The organism is Streptomyces sp. NPDC052023 (genome assembly GCF_044548465.1).
GTDB lineage: Bacteria > Actinomycetota > Actinomycetes > Streptomycetales > Streptomycetaceae > Streptomyces.
Genome location: NZ_JBIUBW010000011.1, coordinates 73,719 through 93,655 on the forward strand (window position 1 = coordinate 73,719; position 19,937 = coordinate 93,655).

General features: G+C 71.0%; 20 protein-coding genes. 9 read left to right on the top strand and 11 right to left on the bottom strand.

The window, feature by feature from the left end:
* Nucleotides 1-238: 238 nt before the first annotated feature.
* Both ACIHCM_RS22305 and ACIHCM_RS22310 read right to left on the bottom strand, forming a co-directional pair.
* The gene (locus ACIHCM_RS22305) at nt 239-1,321 is read right to left on the bottom strand and encodes an NlpC/P60 family protein (protein WP_399898430.1); all 1,083 of its coding nucleotides are present in this window, start codon (nt 1,319-1,321) and stop codon (nt 239-241) included.
* A gap of 299 nt (nt 1,322-1,620) precedes the next feature.
* Nucleotides 1,621-2,412: a class I SAM-dependent methyltransferase gene (locus tag ACIHCM_RS22310; protein WP_399898804.1), complete on the bottom strand. Its 792-nt coding sequence runs from the start codon at nt 2,410-2,412 to the stop codon at nt 1,621-1,623.
* Between the two features lie 279 nt (nt 2,413-2,691).
* Here ACIHCM_RS22310 and mshA point away from each other — a divergent pair, with 279 nt between their 5' ends.
* A complete protein-coding gene (gene mshA, locus ACIHCM_RS22315; RefSeq protein ID WP_399898432.1) occupies nt 2,692-4,032 on the top strand; it encodes a D-inositol-3-phosphate glycosyltransferase in 1,341 nt (446 codons plus the stop codon).
* Nucleotides 4,033-4,046: 14 nt separating this feature from the next.
* Nucleotides 4,047-4,571 (top strand): YbjN domain-containing protein, encoded by a 525-nt coding sequence (locus tag ACIHCM_RS22320; RefSeq protein ID WP_399898434.1) that lies wholly within the window; start codon nt 4,047-4,049, stop codon nt 4,569-4,571.
* Here the strand turns inward: ACIHCM_RS22320 and ACIHCM_RS22325 are convergent.
* The gene (locus ACIHCM_RS22325) at nt 4,532-5,347 is read right to left on the bottom strand and encodes an AraC family transcriptional regulator (RefSeq protein WP_399898436.1); all 816 of its coding nucleotides are present in this window, start codon (nt 5,345-5,347) and stop codon (nt 4,532-4,534) included. The two genes, ACIHCM_RS22320 and ACIHCM_RS22325, sit on opposite strands and share 40 nt — an antisense overlap.
* Between ACIHCM_RS22325 and ACIHCM_RS22330 the strand changes: the two genes are divergently transcribed.
* Nucleotides 5,346-5,834 carry a DUF2000 family protein gene (locus tag ACIHCM_RS22330; RefSeq protein ID WP_399898438.1) on the top strand — a complete coding sequence of 163 codons (489 nt, stop codon included), beginning with the start codon at nt 5,346-5,348 and terminating at the stop codon, nt 5,832-5,834. The two genes, ACIHCM_RS22325 and ACIHCM_RS22330, sit on opposite strands and share 2 nt — an antisense overlap.
* 7 nt (nt 5,835-5,841) lie before the next feature.
* Here the strand turns inward: ACIHCM_RS22330 and ACIHCM_RS22335 are convergent, their stop codons facing one another.
* The 3 genes from ACIHCM_RS22335 to ACIHCM_RS22345 all read right to left on the bottom strand — a co-directional run bounded on the left by ACIHCM_RS22335 (nt 5,842) and on the right by ACIHCM_RS22345 (nt 10,766).
* Entirely contained in the window at nt 5,842-7,098 is a 1,257-nt protein-coding gene (locus ACIHCM_RS22335; protein ID WP_399898440.1) for an MDR family MFS transporter, read from the bottom strand.
* 73 nt (nt 7,099-7,171) lie between these two features.
* Nucleotides 7,172-8,938 (bottom strand): stealth conserved region 3 domain-containing protein, encoded by a 1,767-nt coding sequence (locus tag ACIHCM_RS22340; RefSeq protein ID WP_399898442.1) that lies wholly within the window; start codon nt 8,936-8,938, stop codon nt 7,172-7,174.
* A 10-nt stretch (nt 8,939-8,948) separates the two neighbouring features.
* Nucleotides 8,949-10,766 (bottom strand): stealth family protein, encoded by a 1,818-nt coding sequence (locus ACIHCM_RS22345; RefSeq protein ID WP_399898444.1) that lies wholly within the window; start codon nt 10,764-10,766, stop codon nt 8,949-8,951.
* Nucleotides 10,767-10,967: 201 nt separating this feature from the next.
* Here ACIHCM_RS22345 and ACIHCM_RS22350 point away from each other — a divergent pair, with 201 nt between their 5' ends.
* Nucleotides 10,968-11,729: a phosphoglyceromutase gene (locus tag ACIHCM_RS22350; RefSeq protein ID WP_399898446.1), complete on the top strand. Its 762-nt coding sequence runs from the start codon at nt 10,968-10,970 to the stop codon at nt 11,727-11,729.
* A gap of 259 nt (nt 11,730-11,988) precedes the next feature.
* On the opposite strand, the gene ACIHCM_RS22355 is transcribed toward ACIHCM_RS22350, so the two are convergent.
* The gene (locus tag ACIHCM_RS22355; RefSeq protein WP_399898448.1) at nt 11,989-12,726 is read right to left on the bottom strand and encodes an SDR family NAD(P)-dependent oxidoreductase; all 738 of its coding nucleotides are present in this window, start codon (nt 12,724-12,726) and stop codon (nt 11,989-11,991) included.
* Nucleotides 12,727-12,809: 83 nt separating this feature from the next.
* Here ACIHCM_RS22355 and ACIHCM_RS22360 point away from each other — a divergent pair, with 83 nt between their 5' ends.
* Both ACIHCM_RS22360 and ACIHCM_RS22365 read left to right on the top strand, forming a co-directional pair.
* Nucleotides 12,810-13,505 carry a TetR/AcrR family transcriptional regulator gene (locus tag ACIHCM_RS22360; protein WP_399898449.1) on the top strand — a complete coding sequence of 232 codons (696 nt, stop codon included), beginning with the start codon at nt 12,810-12,812 and terminating at the stop codon, nt 13,503-13,505.
* A gap of 137 nt (nt 13,506-13,642) precedes the next feature.
* The gene (locus ACIHCM_RS22365) at nt 13,643-14,089 is read left to right on the top strand and encodes a cupin domain-containing protein (protein ID WP_399898451.1); all 447 of its coding nucleotides are present in this window, start codon (nt 13,643-13,645) and stop codon (nt 14,087-14,089) included.
* Between the two features lie 132 nt (nt 14,090-14,221).
* Here ACIHCM_RS22365 and ACIHCM_RS22370 read toward each other — a convergent pair whose 3' ends face one another.
* The 3 genes from ACIHCM_RS22370 to phoU all read right to left on the bottom strand — a co-directional run bounded on the left by ACIHCM_RS22370 (nt 14,222) and on the right by phoU (nt 15,592).
* Entirely contained in the window at nt 14,222-14,470 is a 249-nt protein-coding gene (locus tag ACIHCM_RS22370) for an SCO4226 family nickel-binding protein (protein ID WP_399898453.1), read from the bottom strand.
* Between the two features lie 138 nt (nt 14,471-14,608).
* Nucleotides 14,609-14,776, bottom strand: a complete 168-nt coding sequence (locus tag ACIHCM_RS22375) for a hypothetical protein (RefSeq protein WP_399898455.1) — start codon at nt 14,774-14,776, stop codon at nt 14,609-14,611.
* Nucleotides 14,777-14,908: 132 nt separating this feature from the next.
* Nucleotides 14,909-15,592 (bottom strand): phosphate signaling complex protein PhoU, encoded by a 684-nt coding sequence (gene phoU, locus ACIHCM_RS22380; protein ID WP_399898457.1) that lies wholly within the window; start codon nt 15,590-15,592, stop codon nt 14,909-14,911.
* Nucleotides 15,593-15,838: 246 nt separating this feature from the next.
* Here phoU and ACIHCM_RS22385 point away from each other — a divergent pair, with 246 nt between their 5' ends.
* A complete protein-coding gene (locus ACIHCM_RS22385; protein WP_399898459.1) occupies nt 15,839-17,104 on the top strand; it encodes a sensor histidine kinase in 1,266 nt (421 codons plus the stop codon).
* Entirely contained in the window at nt 17,101-17,781 is a 681-nt protein-coding gene (locus ACIHCM_RS22390) for a response regulator transcription factor (protein WP_109496890.1), read from the top strand. The genes ACIHCM_RS22385 and ACIHCM_RS22390 overlap by 4 nt, the downstream gene beginning before the upstream one ends.
* Nucleotides 17,782-17,869: 88 nt before the next feature.
* Here ACIHCM_RS22390 and ACIHCM_RS22395 read toward each other — a convergent pair whose 3' ends face one another.
* Complete coding sequence (locus ACIHCM_RS22395) at nt 17,870-18,550, bottom strand: copper chaperone PCu(A)C (protein ID WP_399898462.1); 681 nt, start codon at nt 18,548-18,550, stop codon at nt 17,870-17,872.
* A 581-nt stretch (nt 18,551-19,131) separates the two neighbouring features.
* Between ACIHCM_RS22395 and ACIHCM_RS22400 the strand changes: the two genes are divergently transcribed.
* Entirely contained in the window at nt 19,132-19,614 is a 483-nt protein-coding gene (locus ACIHCM_RS22400) for a CarD family transcriptional regulator (protein WP_003953493.1), read from the top strand.
* Nucleotides 19,615-19,937 lie beyond the last annotated feature (323 nt).

The window sequence follows — 19,937 nt, forward strand, 5'->3', positions numbered from 1 at the left end:
CCTCGACCCACCGACCGGGACCATAGCGGGTGCCGGCGCCGCAGTGGAATGGTGTGAGGCACGCCGCTCAGGGATCGGCCACCGTCATATGCCGCGTTCCGTACCGCAGTTGGACAGGACGCCGTCCGCTCCGGGATGACGAAGGTCACGTCGGTGGTGGGTTTGGCGGCGGAGGCGGGTGGGATGGGTCACGTGCGCCACGTCACCGCGATCCGCGGGGCGTTACCGGACCGGTCCCTCAGTCCGTCTGCGGTCTTACGACGCCCAGGATCGGCATCGAGCCCGCCCCCGCGATCGTGATCGCCCGGCCCGGCCGCGGCGCGTGCACCATCGCGCCGTCGCCCACGTACATCCCGACGTGGCTGGCGTCACCGAAGTAGATGATCAGGTCACCGGGGCGCATGTCCTCGATGCCGACGCGCTGCAGCTGCTTCCACTGCTCCTGCGAGGTGCGCGGGATGGCGCTGCCGGCCGCCGCCCAGGCCTGGGAGGTCAGACCGGAGCAGTCGTACGTCTTCGGGCCCTCGGCGCCCCATTCGTACGGCTTGCCGATCTGCTCGGTCGCGAACTTCACGGCCTTCGTGCCCTGCTCGGTGGCGGTGCCGTCCAACTCGTCGAGGATTCCGGAGCCCAGCCAGGCGGTCTGCGCCGCGTAGGCGGCCCGCTCCTCCAGTTCGGCCAGGCGCTTCCTCTCCTCCTTCTCCAGCTGCGACTCCAGCTTCTCCGCCGCCGCGATCCGCTGCTCGATCTTCTTCTGGGCGGCGGCCTTCGCCTTGCGGCCGGCCTCCAGCTTCTTCCACTGGGCGGAGGCGTCCCTGGCGTACTGCTCCAGGTCCTGCTGGGTGCGGGTCAGCTCCGCCAGCAGGTGTTTCGTGGCGCGTTCGCCCTGGCGGACCCGGCCGCTGCCCTCGAGGAACTCGCCCGGGTTGTCGCTGAGCATCAGATGGGCCTCCGGCGGGAGGCCACCGGTGCGGTACTGGGCGGCGGCTGCGGCACCGGCGCGCCGCTTCAACTCGGTGAGTTTCTCCTTGCCTTCGACGATCCGCTTCGCCAGCGCGACGATCTCGGCGGACTGCCGCTGCGCCTTCTCCTCCGCCGCGTTGTAGGCGTCGGTGGCGGAGGCGGCCTCGCGGTAGAGGGTGTCGAGCTGCTTGCGGACGGCCTCCAGCTCCTCGTTCGTGGCGGGGGCCGAGCCCGCGGTGGTGGAGGGGGTGGGGGTCGGCGCGGGTGCCGCCAACGCCATTCCGGGGGCTGCCAGCACGGTGACCGCGCAGACCACGGTCACCGCTGCCGCCATCAGACCGCGCTTGCCCCTGGCCATTCCCTGCCCCCAAACTGATTGCCCGTCAGTAACATCGAACGCCCGGGCGATCGTGCCATGCCGTGGCGCAAAACGACAGAGGCAGTGACTCCCTCCCCCATTCCGGCCGTCGCACGACGATCCCCCCGCCTTCTGTGACGAACGACTCACGGAGATCGTTCCGTGAGATCCGGCTCACCGGGGAAACGAGGGGGAAAAGCCGAACGGCCGGGGCGCCAACGCAGTTGGGCGCCGCTCACCCGCGGGTTTCGGTGCCGAGGCCGCTGGGCGCCGCTCACCCGCGGCGGCGAGCGGGCCTGTCACCCGCGCGGTGCCAACGCCCCCCAGGACAACGTCACTTCCCCCTGCCGCCAGCGCGCCGGACCGTCCGTCACCGGCCAGTCGGCCGCCAGGTCCCGCACGGCCCGGATCCAGCGCTGGCGGGCGCCGTACGACGCGTAGGGCGCGGCGGCCGCCCAGGCGCGGTCGAAGTCACGCAGGAAGGCGTGCACCGGCTCGCCGGGGACATTGCGGTGGATCAGCGCCTTGGGCAGCCGTTCCGCCAGGTCCGAGGGGCGCTCCAGGGAGCCGAGCCTGGTCGCGAAGGTCACCGTGCGCGGGCCCTCCGGCCCGAGCGCGACCCACACGTGCCGCCGCCCGATCTCGTCGCAGGTCCCCTCGACCAGCAGCCCGCCGCGCGAACCCCGCACGGGATCGGCGGGCGCGAGTCGCGCGCACAGCCGTGCCCATACGCCGGCGACCTCCGCCTCGTCGTACTGGCGCAGGACGTTCGCCGCGCGGATGAGATGGGGCCGGCGGGGGAGCGGGATCTCGAAGCCGCCGTGCCGGAAGGCGAGCCCCTCGCGCGCATACGGCTGCGCCGCGGCCACGCGCGCGGGTTCGATCTCGACGCCGACCACGCGCGCGCGGGGCGCGGTCGCGCGCAGCCGCGTCAGAAGCTCGACGGCGGTCCAGGGAGCGGCGCCGTAGCCGAGGTCGACGGCGACGGGATCGCTGACGCGGCGCAGTTCGTGGCCGTGTGTGGCGGCGATCCAGCGGTCCATGCGCCGCAGCCGGTTCGGATTGGTCGTCCCGCGCGTCACCGTCCCCACGGCAGGGGTCCGCCCGCTCGGGCGAAGCCGAGGGTGCGGGAGGGCCGTGGGGCGGGCTGTCATACGTACGAGGGTAGGGGTGCCTGGGCAGTGCTTCGCCGGACATCTCCGTCCAGGTGGCGGCAGAACGCTGCCGCGCGTCGAACGGTTGAGCGATCAGCAGTAATGATTCAGCAAAAAACCAGTCACCGGAAATGGAGCACCCACCTCCGGCGTTGCACAGGTTCGGAGGGCCCGGCGTCCTCGGTCAGGCATGCCCGCGGCAGGGAGGAACGGCACGTGAGCCAATACGTCAGCAGGCTCGGTCGCCGCTCGCCGGCGGCCCCCTCGCGGCTCCGCCTGGGGCACCGCCGCGCACGCCGCGTGGCGATGCTCTCCGTGCACACCTCACCGCTCCACCAGCCCGGCACCGGCGACGCCGGCGGCATGAACGTCTACATCGTGGAGCTCGCTCAGCGCCTCGCCGCCCTCAACATCGAGGTCGAGATCTTCACGCGCGCGACCACCGGCGCCCTGCCACCCGCCGTGGAGCTGGCCCCCGGCGTGCTCGTCCGGCACGTCGACGCGGGCCCCTACGAGGGCCTGGCCAAGGAGGACCTCCCGGCCCAGCTGTGCGCCTTCACGCACGGTGTGATGCAGGCCTGGGCGGGCCACCGCCCCGGCTACTACGACCTCGTGCACTCGCACTACTGGCTCTCCGGCCACGTCGGCTGGCTCGCCGCCCAGCGCTGGGGCGTCCCCCTGGTGCACGCCATGCACACCATGGCCAAGGTCAAGAACGCCAACCTCGCCGACGGCGACACCCCCGAGCCCGCCGCCCGGGTCATCGGCGAGACCCAGATCGTGGCCGCCGCGGACCGGCTGATCGCCAACACCGCCGAGGAGGCCGACGAGCTGGTACGGCACTACGCCGCCGGCCGCGCCAAGGTCGCCGTGGTGCACCCGGGGGTCAACCTCGACCGCTTCCACCCGGCCGACGGCCGCGCCGCCGCCCGCGCCCGCCTGGGCCTGCCGCAGGACGCGCTGATCCCCCTCTTCGCGGGCCGGATACAGCCCCTGAAGGCCCCCGACGTGCTGCTGCGCGCGGTCGCCGTCCTGCTCGACCAGCGGCCCGGCCTGCGCTCCCGGCTGGTCGTCCCGGTCGTCGGCGGCCCCAGCGGCAGCGGCCTCGCCAAGCCGGAGGGCCTGCAGAAACTGGCCGCGCGCCTCGGGATCGCCGATGTCGTGCGGTTCCGCCCGCCCGTCGGCCAGGATCAGCTCGCGGACTGGTTCCGGGCCGCGTCCGTGCTGGTCATGCCGTCGTACAGCGAATCGTTCGGCCTGGTCGCCATCGAGGCGCAGGCGGCCGGGACGCCGGTGCTGGCCGCCGCCGTCGGCGGGCTCCCGGTCGCCGTGCGGGACGGCGCGACCGGATTCCTCGTCCAGGGGCACGATCCGGCGGCGTACGCGCGCGTGCTGCGCGAGTTCGCCGACGACCCGCAGCTGAGTGCCCGGCTCGGCACGGCCGCCGCCCGCCACGCCCGCTCCTTCGGATGGGACGCCTCGGCCGCCGCCACGGCGGAGGTCTACTCGGCGGCCCTGCAGTCGCACCGCCGCCGCGCCCGGGCCCAGCACGCCTGACGTACGCTGCCGCCATGGGCGATGCAGAGCAGCGGGCCGCGCAGGTCCTCGAGGGTGTGTTCAAGGACGCCGAGCTGGAGTGGGAGAGCCCCACGCCCGGCCACTACGTGGTCAAGCTGCCCGGCACCCGCAAGCTGTCGACGACGGTCTCCCTGATCGCGGGACGCCACTCCCTGTCGCTGAACGCCTTCGTGATCCGCCACCCCGACGAGAACGAACCGGCCGTCCACCGCTGGCTCCTGGAGCGCAACCTCAAGCTGTACGGCGTGAGTTACGCCGTCGACCCGCTCGGCGACATCTACGTCACCGGCAAGCTGCCGCTCGCCGCCGTCACCGCGGACGAGGTCGACCGGCTGCTCGGGCAGATCCTCCAGGCCGCCGACGGCGCCTTCAACACCCTTCTGGAGATGGGCTTCGCCTCGGCGATCCGCAAGGAGTACGCCTGGCGGGTCTCGCGAGGCGAGTCGACCAGGAACCTGGAGGCGTTCGCGCATCTGATTCAGCGCGACGAGCCCGAGGGCGGCGCGCCCTCCCGGTAGCGTCCCGGGGTCACGCCCACCAACCGCCGGAAGTGCCGCGTCAGATGGGCCTGGTCGTAGAACCCGGTGGCGGCCGCCGCCTCGGCCGGGCGGGCGCCCGCCAGCAGCAGCCGCCGGGCGCGCTCGACGCGCCGCGAGTTCAGGTACTGGTGCGGTGCGATGCCGTACGCCCCGCTGAACGCCCGTACCAGATGGGCGGGATGGGCCTGCAGGAGTGCGCCCGCCTCGCCCAGCGACAGCCCGTCGACGACCCGCTCGTCGAGGAGTTCACGCAGTCGCCGGGCGAGGGCGGGGTCGGTGCGTGGGCCGGTGGTGGCGAGCCGTGGCCGCAGATGGGCGCGCAGCCGGTCCCCGATCAGCGTCAGCCGGCTCTCGGCCTCCAGTTCGTCACCGGGGCAGGCCAGCGCGGCGTGCAACTGCCCGACGCGCCGCCGCAGCACCGGATCGCGCAGATCGGGCCCGTCGACCGCGGGCCCGATCAGCTCGTCGGTCAGCAGCGGGCCCTCCAGGTACAGCACCCGCTTGCGGAAGCCGTGCGGGGTGGCGGCCGAGCCGTTGTGCGGGACGTGCGGCGGCAGCAGGCTGACCGTGTCGTGGGGGGTGCCGTGCTCATGCCGGTCGAGGTCGTACCGCACGGCGCCGTCGTCCACGATCAGCAACGTCCACGCCTCATGGACATGCATCGGATAGGCGTACTCGGTGAAGTGGGCGTGGAAGACCTCGACGACGCCCGGGACGGACGGCCGCCAGGCGGAGACCTCCCGCTGCTGGGCCATGCAAAAAACGTACAAGACCGGCCCGTACGACGGTCGGCAGGCTGCTCCCATGAACGATTCCGCACCTGATCCCGCCGGCCGCTTCGACACCAAGATCGCCGTCCTGCTCCGCGAGGACCTGGAGACCTGGCAGCGTCTGAACGTCACCGCCTTCCTGGTCAGCGGCCTCGGCCGGGAGGTCCCCGAGGTGATCGGGGAACCCTACGAGGACGCCGACGGCGTGCCCTACCTGCCGATGTTCCGCCAGCCGGTGCTGGTCTTCGAGGGCACCAAGGAAACCCTGACCGCGGCCCACGCGCGCGTGCTCTCGCGGGCCCTCCCGCGCGCGGTGTTCACCTCGGACCTGTTCGCGACGGGCAACGACCGGGACAACCGGGCGGCCGTACGGGCCGTGCCGACGGGGGAGCTGGACCTGGTGGGGCTGGCGGTCCACGGCCCGCGCAATGCCGTGGACAAGGCCCTCAAGGGCGCCCGGATGCACCCGTAGCGCCGGGTCAGGCGGTGCCGACCCCGGACTTCGCCGGGGAAGGCGCCGCGATGACGGCCGGCTCGCGCCGGGGGAGGCGGCCCATCAGGACGGCGTACCCGAACGCCGCCGCCGTACCGACCACCGCGCAGATTCCCCACAGCCACTGCGCGCCGTACCGGTCGATGACGACACCCGACATCAGCGGCGCGATCAGGCCCGCGACCGACCAGGACATGGTGTGCATGCCCTGGTAGCGGCCGCGCCCGTGGTCGGGGGAGAGGGCGACGACGAGGCCGGTCTGGGTGGGCGCCATGACGATCTCGGCGAGGGTCCACACGCAGACGGTCAGCGCGAAGAGGGCGACCGATCCGGCGAACGCCGTGAGGCCGAAGCCGTACCCGGCGAGCAGCGACGAGATGATCAGCAGCCGCCGGGGATCGCGGTGCTCGATGTAGCGGGTGACGGGGATCTGGAGCGCGACGATCAGTACGCCGTTGACGGCGAGGGCCATGCCGTAGTCGGCGGGCGTGAAGCCGGCCTCGCCCATCGCGATCGGCAGGCCGACCGAGCCCTGCTGGAAGATCAGCGCGAGCAGGAAGGACAGCCCCACGACACCCATGAAGCGGCCGTCCCGCAGCACGGTGCCGAGGGAGACGGCGTCCGCCTGCTTCGCCGTGGCCGTCCGGTCGGGCCTGGACTCCGGCAGCTTCACGAAGACGACGATCGCGCAGATCATGGTCATGCCCGCCTCCAGCAGGAAGCCGGCGCGGTAGCTGACCTCGGCGATGAAGCCGGCGGCGGTGGAGGAGATCGCGAAGCCGAGGTTGATCGCCCAGTAGTTCAACGAGAACGCGCGGACCCGGTCCTCGGGGCGAATGATGTCCGCCATCATCGCCTGCACCGCGGGCCGGGAGGCGCTGGAGGCCGCGCCCACCAGGAAGGCGACGGCGGCGATGGCCACCGGGTGCCGCACGAACCCGAGCAGCGCGACGGACACCGCCATCGACGACTGGGCGATGAGCAGCGTCGGCCGCCGCCCCAGCCGGTCGGCCATGACGCCGCCGCCGAGGGAGAGGACGGCGCCGCCCAGGCCGTACAGGGCCGCGACCAGTCCGGCGTACGAGGCGGAGTGGCCGCGGTCGATGGTCAGGTACATGGCCATGAAGGTGGCCACGAACCCGCCGAGCCGGTTGATCAGCGTGCTGGTCCACAGCCACCAGAACTCGCGGGGGAGCCCTGAGACGCTCTCCCGGACGGCACGTCTCAGGGCGGCTGACGACATCGCGGATCCCCCACAGCTGTAAGCGGCGCAAGCGGAGCCCACAACTTACAAACGGGATCCGCGGGCCCGCCACTCAATTGACGGGGAGCGTCAATCGAGAGGGCTGCGGGGCGACTTCCGCCGCCCGTTCGAAGCGACTGGCGAACGGATACTTCCGCTCCAGGAAGGCATGGATGGCCGCCTGGGCCGCCGCCCGCTCCGCGGGGTCGGTGTCCACGTCGTTGAGGCAGAAGAAGTCGACGTCCTCGCCGGCCTCCAGCCGGGCCAGCCGCCGCCGCATGTCCGGTGTGCCCAGCTGGACGTAGCGGAAGCGGTAGTCCGCCGGTACGGCCCGGCCGGTGGCGATCGCCCAGTGGTGGTGCAGCGTGGACGCCGGGGCGACATCGGTGGTGGCGCGGAACCGTGAGTACGACGTCCGCTCCAGCTCCTCGATGCCGAGCTGCTCCATCTCCCGCATCACCGCCATCAGTTGCGGATGCGGGGTGTGCAGCGACTTGTGCGTGATCTGGCGGCCGTGGAAGCGCCGGATCACCTCGCGGGTGTTCTTCCCCGCCGAGTTCGGGGCCGGCTCCATCGGATGCGGGTCGCCGACCCCGAGCTTCAGCGGGGACAGCGGGATGCGGGCGATGCCGTTGCCGTGGAAGAAGTGCTCGGCCCCCACCGGGCGGTTGATGAAGACGTCGTCGTTGAAGTAGAGATAGCGCTCCGACAGGCCCGGGATGTGGTGCAGCCGGCTCTCGATCGCGTGCGAGTTGAAGACCGGGAGCGCGTCGGCCGGGAGGATGTCCCGGTGGTCGACGACGGTCAGGCCCTCCGCCCGCGGATCCAGCCAGTCGGGGACCTGCGAGTCGGTCACGAGGTAGACGTGCCGGACGAACCCGGCGTTCATCTCCAGCGAGCGCAGCGCGTACTTCAGCTCGTCATGGCTGGTGTAGCGGGAGTCGCCGGTCTCGCGCGGAGCGATGACGCTGCCGGAGACCGCCTGATGGGCGCGGCGCTTCGCGGCCATCGCCGGGTCCTCCCCGTCGACCCAGGTGTACACGGCGTCGACGGGGAAGCACACCTCGTCGATCCGCGGCTCGGCGAACGGGGCGAACGTCGGCACGCTGCGGCGCCGGGCGTCCACCACGGCCGGCCGCTGCGCCGACACCGGGAGCACCTCCGAGACCGGGTTGCGGCGCGGCGCGACGAGCGCCGTCCCGAAGGCGTCCGGCAACTGGACGCCGGGCACGGTCAGATGGCCCGGGTCCGTGCCCAGGTCCTCGCCGTGCTGCCAGAACTCGATGTCGCAGCCCGTCTCCAGGCCGCCCAGCACCTGCCCCTGCGGCCCGAGGCGCACCTCGCCGGTCCGCAGCACGGCGGCCCGCCGCAGCGCCCGCGGCAGCCCCCCGTCGGCCCACAGCACCGCCATGGTGACGGTGCCGTCAGGGCCGACGGCACCGACGAACGCCGCCGTGCCGGCGAAGTGCCGCGCCGCCCGGTCGAGGACCGTGCCGCGGTGCGTCTCCGCGACGCCGATCACCTGACGCGGCCCGGCGTACCCCTGGGCGGCGGGGACCAGGAAGTACGGCACCTCGGCCGCGTCCAGCAGGGCGCACACCCGCTCCAGATCCGTGGCGGCGGCGTCCGCCGCGGTGTAGCCGGTGACCATACGCCCGTACAGCCGCGCCGGGCCGAAGGTGACCCGGCGCAGGCCGGGGACGTCGGCCCGCAGCCGCCGGCGGGCCCGGGACGCGCGCAGCGCCCAGACCCCGGCCGGCAGCCTCAGCCTGAGGCGCAGCGCGAGGTCCCGGGCGGCCCGCAGGCCCGGGCGCGCCGCGAGACGGTGACGGATTCCCATGGCCGTTGCCCTATGAGGGCTGCTGCTCGGAGCCGACGGCCGGCTTCTGCGCCGGCTCCCCGGCCTGCCGGCCGACGGACTTCCCCATGGGCGACTCGGTCCGCGTCCCCGACTGCGCGCCGGTCTGCTTCGCGCCGTGCTTCTCGTACGGGCTGGGGAACGGGAAGTAGTTCTCCAGGAACTGGTGCATCCGGACGCTGACCTGCTCCCGCTCCTGCGGCGGCACATCGACGTCGTTCAGGCAGAAGAAGTCGAAGCGGCGGTTCTTGCGCAGGTCGTCCAGGCGGCTGTCGGCGTCCGGACGGCTGATGTTGACGTACCGGAAGCCGAACTTGCCCGGCACGCCCCGGCCCGTCATCAGCGCGTACTGGTACAGCAGCGGCGCCGTCATGGCGATGTCCGTGGGCGAGCGGAAACGGGACGCCATCGTGCGGGTGACGTCCTCCGGGAACAGCTCCTCCAGCTCCAGCAGCGTCTCGCGCCGCTGCGGCAACGGGGTGTGCATGAAGTTGTTCGTCGTCATCCGGCCGAACTTCTCCAGCAGCAGCGCGCGGACGTTCTTGCTGGCGGAGTTGGTGGCCGTCTCCTCGGCGTGCGGCTTGCCGATGCCGATCTTCAGCGGGGACACCGGAATCTTCATCAGGCCGCTGCCGTGGAAGAAGTGCTCCGGGGTGATCCGGCGGCCGACGAACACGTCGTCGTTGAAGTACAGGTAGTGCTCCGACAGGCCCGGGATGTGGTGCAGCCGGGTCTCGATCGCGTGCGAGTTGAAGACGGGCAGCACGCCCTCGGGGAAGATGTCGCGGTGGTCGACGACCGTGATGCCCTCGGCCGAGTCGTCGAGCCAGTGCGGCTTCTGGCCGTCCGTGACGATGTAGATGTGCCGGACGAAGTCGGCGTACATCGCCAGCGAGCGCAGCGAGTACTTCAGCTCGTCATGGCTCGTGTAGCGGGAGGCGTTGGTCTCCTTGTCCAGGATCTCGGCCGTGCCGCGGCCCTGGTACCGGGCCCGCTTGGCCCGCATCTCCGGCTGCTCGCCGTCGACCCAGGTGTAGACGACATCCACCGGGAAGGTGACGCGATTCACGGTCGGCAGGGTGAGCGGGGCGAAGCTCGGCAGCTCCCGATCGCCGACCCGCACCGTGGCGGGCTTCTGCTCGGCCGCCGGCAGCACGTCGGTGACGCCGTTGTTGCGCGGCGTGATCAGGGACTCGCGGAAGACGTCCTCGGACGCCTGCGGCTGCACCTTCGCCAGTCGCTGCTCCCCCTGCTCGGTGGCGAGCAGTTCGGCCCCGTCCTCCCAGAACTCGACGTCGCAGGCCAGCTCGGGTCCGGCGAGCAGCTGGCCGGCGGGACCGAGGTGGTTCTCGCCGATCCGCAGCACGGGAGCCGTACGCAGCTTGGCGGGCAGTACGCCGTCCAGGAACATCGCGGGGTGCTTGAGCTGGCCGCCGGCCACCGGCCTGCCGATGAACACGGCCTTTCCGGTGTTCCGCGCCTCCAGGGCGGCCAGGAACCGCTCCCGGTCCACGGCGTTCACACCCACGGTGTGACGGACCCGGGAGACCGGCACGAGGAAGTACGAGATCCCCTCCTGCTCCAGCGCTGAGACCACCAGGTCGAGGTTGGCGGCGGCCGCCTCGGCGGCGGTGAACCGGGTCACGACCCGGCCGTACAGCCGCTGGCCTCGCACCGCCACCGGGCGCAGAACCGGATCGCCGACCGCTGCTCTGCGGCGCCGCCGCATGGTACGCAGCTGCCACACCTGCTCGGCGGCCTTCCGCTCGACTCGCGGTTTCATCCGCCGCGCAAAGGAACGCACGGTCACGTTCAGAGCTCCTCTTCGTGTACCCCCATACCGGTCCTGCGATGAACAGACAGTCGACTGTGGGGGAGGGTTGCGTAGGAGTTAACCAAAAATTCAGCGGGAAGGTGGACACGGCGGGTGCGTGCTCCGGGCCACACGGGCCCTTTCTGCCGCCGCCCCTCGGCCCTCTCGGGCCGCTCGGGCTTAGGTAGGCTCGAAGCCATGGCCGACGCACCGTACAAGCTGATCCTCCTCCGCCACGGCGAGAGCGAGTGGAACGAGAAGAACCTGTTCACCGGCTGGGTGGACGTCAACCTGACCCCGAAGGGCGAGAAGGAGGCGACGCGCGGCGGTGAGCTGCTGAAGGACGCCGGCCTGCTGCCCGACGTGGTCCACACGTCCCTCCAGAAGCGCGCCATCCGCACGGCGCAGCTGGCCCTGGAGGCCGCCGACCGCCTCTGGATCCCGGTCCACCGCTCCTGGCGCCTGAACGAGCGCCACTACGGCGCCCTGCAGGGCAAGGACAAGGCGCAGACCCTCGCCGAGTTCGGCGAGGAGCAGTTCATGCTGTGGCGCCGCTCCTACGACACCCCGCCGCCCGCGCTGGACCGCGACGCCGAGTACTCCCAGTTCTCCGACCCGCGCTACGCGACCCTCCCGCCGGAGATCCGCCCGCAGACGGAGTGCCTGAAGGACGTCGTCGTCCGCATGCTCCCGTACTGGTTCGACGCGATCGTCCCCGACCTCCTCACCGGCCGCACGGTCCTGGTCGCCGCCCACGGCAACTCCCTGCGCGCCCTGGTCAAGCACCTGGACGGCATCTCAGACGCCGAGATCGCGGGCCTGAACATCCCCACGGGCATCCCCCTGTCCTACGAACTCGACGCCGACTTCAAGCCGGTCGTCCCCGGCGGCACGTACCTCGACCCGGAGGCGGCCGCGGCGGCGATCGAGGCGGTCAAGAACCAGGGCAAGAAGAAGTAGCCGGTACCAGCCGGTATTGATCAAGCCCCCTACCTGCGATTCTTCGCGAGTAGGGGGCTTGAGGCTCTCTTGGGGCGGTCATCGGGCCGGCAGGGCGATGGGGCCGTGCGCTCTCCGGGCTCCGGCTCCTGTCTCCACTCCGCTCTGGCGCCTGCGCGGGGACACCGGCGCGCACTCGTGCCGCCGGAGTGATCCCCGACCGGAACCGGGAGTGCGCCCGTGACTTCGAGGGGGCCGGACGCGCGCCACCGGCCGTCGTTCAGGCCCGGGTGTAGCCGCCGTCGGCGAAGAGTTCGGCGCCGGTGACGAACGACGAGGCGTCCGAGGCCAGGAAGAGGGCGGCCTCGGCGATTTCCTCGGCGTCGGCCAGCCGCCCCAGTGGCACGACGGCCTCGGCGAACCGGTCGGCGTCCGGTCCCGCGGCGCCCAGCAGGCCAGGGGTCCGCGTGGGTCCCGGGCTGAGCACGTTGACCCGGAATCGGCGCTCCCGCGACTGCCGGGCCCAGTTGTGCACGAGGTTGCTCACCGCCGCCTTGGAGGCGCTGTAGACCTCGAGTTGCTCATGGGGCCGCACGCTGTTGCTCGAGCCGACGACCAGGACGGAGGCGTTCTCCGCCAGCAGCGGAAGCGCCTTCTGGACGGTGAACAGCGGGCCCTTGACGTTGACGGCGAGCGTCAGGTCGACGTTCGCCTCGGTGTGGGCGCCGAGCGCGGCGTCCGCGACGATTCCCGCGTTGGCCACCAGCACGTCGATGCGTCCGGCCTCCTCGCGGACTCGTGCGTAGAGGGCGTCCAGGTCGGCCAGGACCGAGACGTCGGACCGTACGCCGGTGGCCGCAGGCCCCATCTCCTTGACCGCCGCTTCGATGCGGTCGATGTCCCGGCCGGTCACGAAGACCCGTGCGCCCTCCTGGACGAAACGGTGGGCGATGGCCCGCCCGATCCCGCTGGTCCCTCCGGTGATCACGGCCACCTTGTCCTGCAGCACGCCTGGCATGTCGAACCCCTAAGTTCTGGAATGGATCGTCCATAACGTATGCCGTAATGGACGATCGAGTCAAGAATGGGTAGGCTGAAACCATGCCGAGACCACGCGCATTCGACGAACGCCAAGTCCTGGAGCGGGCCCGGGAACAGTTCTGGGCGACCGGCTACGCAGGAACCCGGATGGACGACATCGCGCAGGCGACCGGCCTGGGCAAGGGCAGCCTGTACGGCGCGTTCGGCGACAAGGGCAAGCTGTTCCACCGTGTGTTCGGCGACTGGTGCACCGCGGTCGTCGAGGTTGCCGAGGGACGGCTGGCAGGTGGCCCGGACGCGGAGGCCTTGGCCCGGCTGTCCGGATACGTGCACCTCATGGCGGAGAACACCGCCTCCGACACCGAGCGCCGCGGGTGCCTGTTGGCCAAGGGCGCGGCGGAACTGGCCCAGCACGATCCGACGGTCGCCGGACGGTCGGCCGAGACCATGACCGCACTGCTGACCCTGCTGCGGACGGAGATCAGTGCCGCCCAGCGCCACGGCGACATTGACAGCGAGGCGGATCCGGAGCGGTTGGCGGCACTGCTGCTGACGGTGGTCCGCGGTATCGAGGCGGTGGGCAAGGCCGGCCTGGACCCGGAGACGCTGCGGAACATCGCGGACACCGCACTGGCGGTCCTGCCCGTGCCCGGGGGCAGAATCGCAACCGGCGAAGTCCGGCCCGCGGGAACCGGCCTGGGGCCGTCGCAGCCACATGATCCACCGGACAGCGCCTGGTATGCCAAGGCGCCTTGATCTCACCGACCCGCTCGGACATGGCCTCCGGATTGTGGCGCCCACCGGCGTGAGGCAGGGTGGGTCTGGGAGTGGTGTGCCACGGATGTGAGCTGTGGCCGGCGTCCATTCCCGGCAGGCCTACGGAGGTGGGGTAGATGTCGGAGAAGAACCCAGCGCACGAGTCCCCGGCCGAGGGCAACCAGGTCTCGCTGCCACCCGAGGTCAAGATGCTGCAGGAAGTCAATCCGCCCTTCTTCCCCGAAGGCGGATCGGCGATGACGATCCTCGTCGAGTGGCCTCCTGGTCACCCCGGGCTCCCTCCGCATCGCCACTCGGGGCCGGCGTTCGGCTACGTGATGGAGGGCGCGGTCCGGTTCGAGATCGAGGGTGAGCCGGAGCGCGTGGTCAAGGCCGGGGAGACGTTCTGGGAGCCGGGCGGTGACGTGATCCACTACCAGGACGGCAACGCCAGCGCCGACGAACCGGACAAGTTCGTCGTGACCATGGTGTGTGCGCCGGGTCAGCCGATGCTCACGTTGGTCGACGAGGAAGAGCTGAAGGAACGGGCGCACCTGCGCGCCCCGCGTCCAGACGGCGGCTGATGTCTCCGTGAGGTGAGGCCGCCTCCAAGTGAGCCCCCTGCCTGCGGCTTTTACAGGCGGGGGGCTTGTTCCTGTGCCGGGGCCGTCTCCGGGCGTCAGCGACCTGGCCCGATCCGTGACAAGGGCCGCGCGTCAGATCGTCAGCGGTACCGCGTGGACCTCGTCCGCCTTGTGTCCCGCCCGCTCGTGGATGCGCTGGACCGCCTCTGCCGAAGGTGCCTCGGAGAGGCAGTAGACGATTCCGGAGTCCGGGTCCGCCCAGGCCTGCTTGAAGTGCACGCTCTCCTCGTTCTCTATGGCGAGGTCGGCCTGGTGGGCCGAGTGGAGCTCGTCCGCGGTGATGCCGCGCATGCCGCGGTGGACGTCCATGAACTGGGGCATGGCCTCGCACCTCCTTCCGTGCTGCCCGCTGGGTCGCTTCCTCCTCCATGCTGCGCCCGCACGCGGGGCCACGGCGACGCGGGAAGCGCGAAGGGCCCCCAGCGGTTTCGCCGGGGGCCCTTCACCTGCGTAAGAACATCAGCCGCACTGGCAGGGATTTCCCTGCTGGCACCCGCACGTGCACCCCGAGCCGCAGCCGCACGCGCCGATCAGGTTCAGGCTCCTGATGTCGGCGGGCTGCTCGGTGGGGCGTTCCTGCGTGGGGTCGGGCGTGGGCGTACGGGGCGTGCTGGGGGATTCGGCCATGGGTCCCTCCTCAAGGCACTGTGCCTGTGCCCATTCCATGCCCGCTTCTCCGGGCGCATCAACGGCGCACAGAGGCGGAAATGCGCCCCCGACGGACCTCAGGAGCCCCTTTCAGGCTCCTCGGCCCCGCCTTCAGGCCCCCTCAACCCCCGGCACGACATCCGCCTGGAGCTCATCCGCGTGCTCACCCGTCACCAGGAACACCACCCGCTTGGCCACCGCCACCGCGTGGTCCGCGAACCGCTCGTAATAGCGGCCGAGCAGCGTCACGTCGACCGCCGTCTCGATGCCGTGCTTCCAGCGGTCCTCCATCAGGTGCTGGAACAGCGTGCGGTGCAGCTGGTCCATCTCGTCGTCGTCCTGCTCCAGCTGCATCGCCAGGTCGATGTCCTTGGTGATGATGACCTCGGCCGTCTTCGCCATCAGACGCTGCGCGAGCTGACCCATCTCCAGCAGCGTCGCGTGCAGGTCCTGGGGGACCGCGCGCTCGGGGAAGCGCAGGCGGGCGAGCTTGGCGACGTGCTGGGCGAGGTCGCCGGAACGCTCCAGGTCGGCGCTCATCCGCAGCGACGTCACCACGATGCGCAGGTCCGTGGCCACCGGCTGCTGGCGGGCCAGCAGGGCTATCGCCCGGGCCTCCAGGTCGTGCTGCAGGTCGTCGACCTTCTTGTCGCCCTCGATGACACTTTCGGCCAGCTTCAGGTCGGCGTCGAGCATGGCCGTCGTGGCGCGTCCGATCGCCGACCCGACCAGGCGGGCCATCTCGACCAGGCCGTCGCCGATCGAGTCAAGTTCCTCATGGTACGCGTCCCGCATCAGGTTTCCCTCTCGTGCGATGTCCTGGGGGATTCATGGGGGCCTGCCGAAGCACCCGGACATGCCGGGACCCCGTCGTGAACCGGTGGTGCGAACCCCACGCTCCCACGTTCCGGTCCCTACGCGTCCGTTTCGGCCACCCCAAATGAATCAATACTGGCTCCAAGGTGAACTCTGGGCGACGAGTGTTCGAGGTCCCACTCGGACGGCTGTGGGTAAGGGGTAGCGCATGCCTAACCTGGGTGCATGGACGTGAACGCGGCGGTCGCCGCAGCGGCAGCGATCGCCGGTGTGCTCACCGGTGTCATCGCCATGCTGGCGTTCCGCTGGAGCGAACGCGACCTGAAGCGACCCACCCGAACCTCCCTGCACACCGACCCCGTGCTGCCGCCCGGCGTGGACACCGTGCTGTCCGTGCTGCGCTCCTCGGCCGTCGTCCTCGACGAGGCGGACGCGGTCGTCAAGGCCAGTTCCGCCGCGTACGCCCTCGGGCTGGTGCGGGGCGGCAGGCTCGCGGTCGACCCCATGCTCCAGATGGCCCGCGACACCCGGCGTGACGGAGAGATACGCCAGGTCGAGCTGGACCTGCCCCGGCGGGGCTCCGGCCGCGGCGAGGCGCTCGCCGTCTCCGCCCGGGTCGCGCCCCTCGGCTCCCGGCTGGTGCTGCTGCTGGTCGAGGACCTCACCGAGGCCCGCAGGATAGAGGCGGTACGGCGCGACTTCGTCGCCAATGTCAGCCACGAGCTCAAGACCCCCGTCGGCGCGCTCTCCCTCCTCTCCGAGGCCGTCATGGACGCCTCCGACGACCCGGAGGCGGTGCAGCGCTTCGCCGGCCGGATGCAGATCGAGGCGACCCGGCTGACCAACCTGGTGCAGGAGCTCATCGACCTCTCCCGGGTCCAGAACGACGACCCGCTGGAGGACGCCGAGCCGGTCCGGGTCGACGAACTGGTCGCCGAGGCCGTCGACCGCTGCCGCCACCAGGCGGGCACCAAGCAGATCACCATGGCCGCCGGCGGCACCGCCGACCTGCACGTCTGGGGCAACCGCAGCCAGCTGGCGGCCGCCCTCGGCAACCTGGTGGAGAACGCCGTCAACTACTCCCCCGCCCGCACCCGCGTCGGCATCGCCGCCCGCCGGGTCAGCGGCTCCGGCGGGGACACCATCGAGGTCGCCGTGACCGACCAGGGCATCGGCATCTCCGACAAGGACAAGGAGCGCATCTTCGAGCGCTTCTACCGCGTCGACCCCGCCCGCTCCCGTGCCACCGGTGGCACGGGCCTCGGGCTCGCCATCGTCAAGCACGTGGCCGCCTCGCACGGCGGGGAGGTCACGGTGTGGAGCTCCGAGGGACAGGGCTCCACCTTCACGCTGCGGCTGCCGGAGGCGGGTCTGGCCCGCGACCGGGCGCACCAGCACCCCTCCCTCGACGACGAGGCCGGGCAGTCCGCCGACTCGTCCCCCGCCAGACCATCGTACGAACCGCTTCCCGCCCCGGAGGTCCTTCCGTGACCCGTGTGCTCGTCGTCGAGGACGAGGAGTCCTTCTCCGACGCCCTGTCGTACATGCTCCGCAAGGAGGGCTTCGAGGTCGCCGTCGCGACCACGGGGCCCGACGGTCTCGACGAGTTCGAGCGCAACGGCGCCGACCTCGTCCTGCTCGACCTGATGCTGCCCGGCCTGCCGGGCACGGAGGTCTGCCGCCAGCTGCGCGGCCGCTCCAACGTCCCCGTCATCATGGTGACGGCCAAGGACAGCGAGATCGACAAGGTTGTCGGGCTGGAAATAGGAGCAGACGACTACGTCACCAAGCCGTTCTCCTCGCGTGAGCTGGTCGCCCGTATCCGGGCCGTCCTGCGCCGCCGCGGTGAGCCGGAGGAGGTGACCCCGGCGGCCCTGGAGGCCGGTCCCGTCCGCATGGACGTCGACCGCCACGTGGTCACGGTCGCCGGCTCCAAGGTCGACCTGCCCCTGAAGGAGTTCGACCTCCTGGAGATGCTGCTGCGCAACGCGGGCCGGGTGCTGACCCGTATGCAGCTGATCGACCGCGTCTGGGGCGCCGACTACGTCGGTGACACCAAGACCCTCGACGTCCACGTCAAGCGACTGCGCGCCAAGATCGAGCCGGACCCGGGCGCGCCGCGCTACCTGGTCACGGTGCGCGGCCTCGGCTACAAGTTCGAGCCGTAGACCGGCCCACGTACCAGCACTGAAGGGCGGGACCTCCTCGTGAGGTCCCGCCCTTCTTCGTGTACCCGTGTGCGTCCGTGTGCGGCGGTCAGTGACCGGCGTCACCCTCCGCCGACCCGGCGTCCGAGCCGGAGGCGGGATCGGCGGGCGTGCCGGAGGCGGTGTCCTCCGGAGTGCCGGTCGCGCCCTCGTCGCCGGCCTCAGCGCCCTCACCGGCCCCAGCGGTCGCCGTGGGGGACGGGGAGGCGCTCGCCGCCGGAGACCCGCTCGGGCCCCAGGAGGCGTAGTAGCCCTCGGCCGGGACGATGAACGCCTCCAGGCTCACGTCACCGGTCTCGCTGAACGCGAAGGTGACCTTGTGGGCGTTGCCGTCGGTGAGGGACTCCGCGTTCTGCAGGACCGCCGAGGCGTTCCCCTTGCCACCGATGACGACGGAGCCGCCCGCCGGGATGGACAGCGCGCCCTTGCCCGACGCGGGCGTCAGCTTGACCTGCTCGGTGCCGTCGAGGCTGATCGACTCGAGCGTCTGGGCCCGGTCGCTGGAGTTGAAGACGGTGGCGGAGACGGCGGCCGGGCCGGTCGCCTCCGGGTCGGCCTGGGTGATCACCACGGCGTTCTGGATCTTGATGTCGCCGACGCTGGTGGCCGCGTTGTCCGGCCTGATCTCCAGGGTCTGCGAGTTGTTGCCGGCGCCGCAGGCGGCGAGCGAGGCGATCGAGAACGCGATGGCGGAGGCGGCGAGGGCGCCGCGTCGAAGGCTGCTGCTCACGGCGGCGGCAACTCCTTGAACGCACGGGCAGCTTTCCTTGTAAAGCCGCCCTAAGTGGCTGTCAGCGGCCTCAGGTTACCGAGCCGTTCCCGGGCGGCCGCACCCGACCCTCCCCCACGACCACCAGGCTTCCCTCCGCAGGGGGTACGCGGGCCCTCCCTGTCCGGGCGCGTCGGCGCCGGTACGGCATTCACATAAGCCTTCGCGAAATTTACGTGAAGGAATGCGCGGCCACCCGGAAATTGATCACCGGAGAGGCGTGGCGGAGTGTCGTGATCAATTCTGGAAACGTCTCGGACCGGCCCCAGGGCGCCGAACGGAGTAGCGGAACTCGAGCGTTTGGAACCAGACATTTAGGGATGTTCAGGCGCCTGGCAGGGGTGCCGGACGAGTGTGACGTGCACGTTTCAGTCGGCCCGGAGAGCCGCTCCGACCTGCGAATACCTTGTTCCGGAGGCCGTCCGAAGCACGTTCCTGTTGCTGTTGTCAAGCCCCGAGATATGCCCTGACCTGCGAAAACGCCATTCAGAAGCCGCCGTTTCCGTGTTACCCTGGATAGCCACGGAAGGGGTACCTGTCACATGACGTTCAAGGTTGGCGACACCGTGGTCTATCCCCATCACGGGGCCGCGCTGATCGAGGCCATCGAAACTCGCCAGATCAAAGGCGTGGACAAGACCTACTTGGTGCTGAAGGTCGCCCAGGGTGACCTGACAGTACGTGTGCCAGCGGACAATGCGGAGTTCGTCGGCGTGCGTGATGTGGTCGGTCAGGACGGGCTGGACCGGGTCTTCGAGGTGCTGCGCGCGCCGTACGCCGAGGAGCCCACGAACTGGTCGCGTCGTTACAAGGCAAACCTGGAGAAGCTCGCCTCCGGCGATGTCATCAAGGTCGCGGAAGTCGTGCGTGACCTGTGGCGTCGTGAGCGCGAGCGTGGACTCTCCGCCGGTGAGAAGCGCATGCTCGCCAAGGCCCGCCAGATCCTGGTGAGCGAGCTCGCCCTCGCGGAGAACACGAACGAGGACAAGGCCGAGGCTCTGCTCGACGAGGTGCTCGCCTCCTGACGTGAGGCAGGCCCGCTCCGCTCAGCACATCGAAATGCCGCGGTGCCCGATGACGGAATTCCAGTCGCCGGGCGCTGCGGCATGTTCGTACCCGAACCATATGGTCGTATTCCGGCCATCCGCGCGTCCCCTGCCGGATGGCCGTCGTACGTCCCGTACGTCCGCCTACGCCGAGGAAAACTCCCCCCGGTACTGTGCGTGCCGTGCCCGGGCGGCCGGCTCGACCAGGGTCACGGAAGGGTCCGGTCAGAGCGGTGCGCGCCCGCACTCTTGCACGCTGAGGCCATACCCATGTAGGCCGAGCACACAAACCTGACAGGAAC

Coding starts and splice junctions, on each gene's coding strand:
- ACIHCM_RS22305 (WP_399898430.1), bottom strand. CDS start 1,321: ATGGCCAGGGGCAAGCGCGGTCTGATGGCGGCAGCGGTGACCGTGGTC.
- ACIHCM_RS22320 (WP_399898434.1), top strand. CDS start 4,047: ATGGGCGATGCAGAGCAGCGGGCCGCGCAGGTCCTCGAGGGTGTGTTC.
- ACIHCM_RS22330 (WP_399898438.1), top strand. CDS start 5,346: ATGCAAAAAACGTACAAGACCGGCCCGTACGACGGTCGGCAGGCTGCT.
- ACIHCM_RS22325 (WP_399898436.1), bottom strand. CDS start 5,347: ATGGCCCAGCAGCGGGAGGTCTCCGCCTGGCGGCCGTCCGTCCCGGGC.
- ACIHCM_RS22335 (WP_399898440.1), bottom strand. CDS start 7,098: ATGTCGTCAGCCGCCCTGAGACGTGCCGTCCGGGAGAGCGTCTCAGGG.
- ACIHCM_RS22340 (WP_399898442.1), bottom strand. CDS start 8,938: ATGGGAATCCGTCACCGTCTCGCGGCGCGCCCGGGCCTGCGGGCCGCC.
- ACIHCM_RS22350 (WP_399898446.1), top strand. CDS start 10,968: ATGGCCGACGCACCGTACAAGCTGATCCTCCTCCGCCACGGCGAGAGC.
- ACIHCM_RS22355 (WP_399898448.1), bottom strand. CDS start 12,726: ATGCCAGGCGTGCTGCAGGACAAGGTGGCCGTGATCACCGGAGGGACC.
- ACIHCM_RS22360 (WP_399898449.1), top strand. CDS start 12,810: ATGCCGAGACCACGCGCATTCGACGAACGCCAAGTCCTGGAGCGGGCC.
- ACIHCM_RS22365 (WP_399898451.1), top strand. CDS start 13,643: ATGTCGGAGAAGAACCCAGCGCACGAGTCCCCGGCCGAGGGCAACCAG.
- ACIHCM_RS22370 (WP_399898453.1), bottom strand. CDS start 14,470: ATGCCCCAGTTCATGGACGTCCACCGCGGCATGCGCGGCATCACCGCG.
- ACIHCM_RS22375 (WP_399898455.1), bottom strand. CDS start 14,776: ATGGCCGAATCCCCCAGCACGCCCCGTACGCCCACGCCCGACCCCACG.
- phoU (WP_399898457.1), bottom strand. CDS start 15,592: ATGCGGGACGCGTACCATGAGGAACTTGACTCGATCGGCGACGGCCTG.
- ACIHCM_RS22385 (WP_399898459.1), top strand. CDS start 15,839: ATGGACGTGAACGCGGCGGTCGCCGCAGCGGCAGCGATCGCCGGTGTG.
- ACIHCM_RS22400 (WP_003953493.1), top strand. CDS start 19,132: ATGACGTTCAAGGTTGGCGACACCGTGGTCTATCCCCATCACGGGGCC.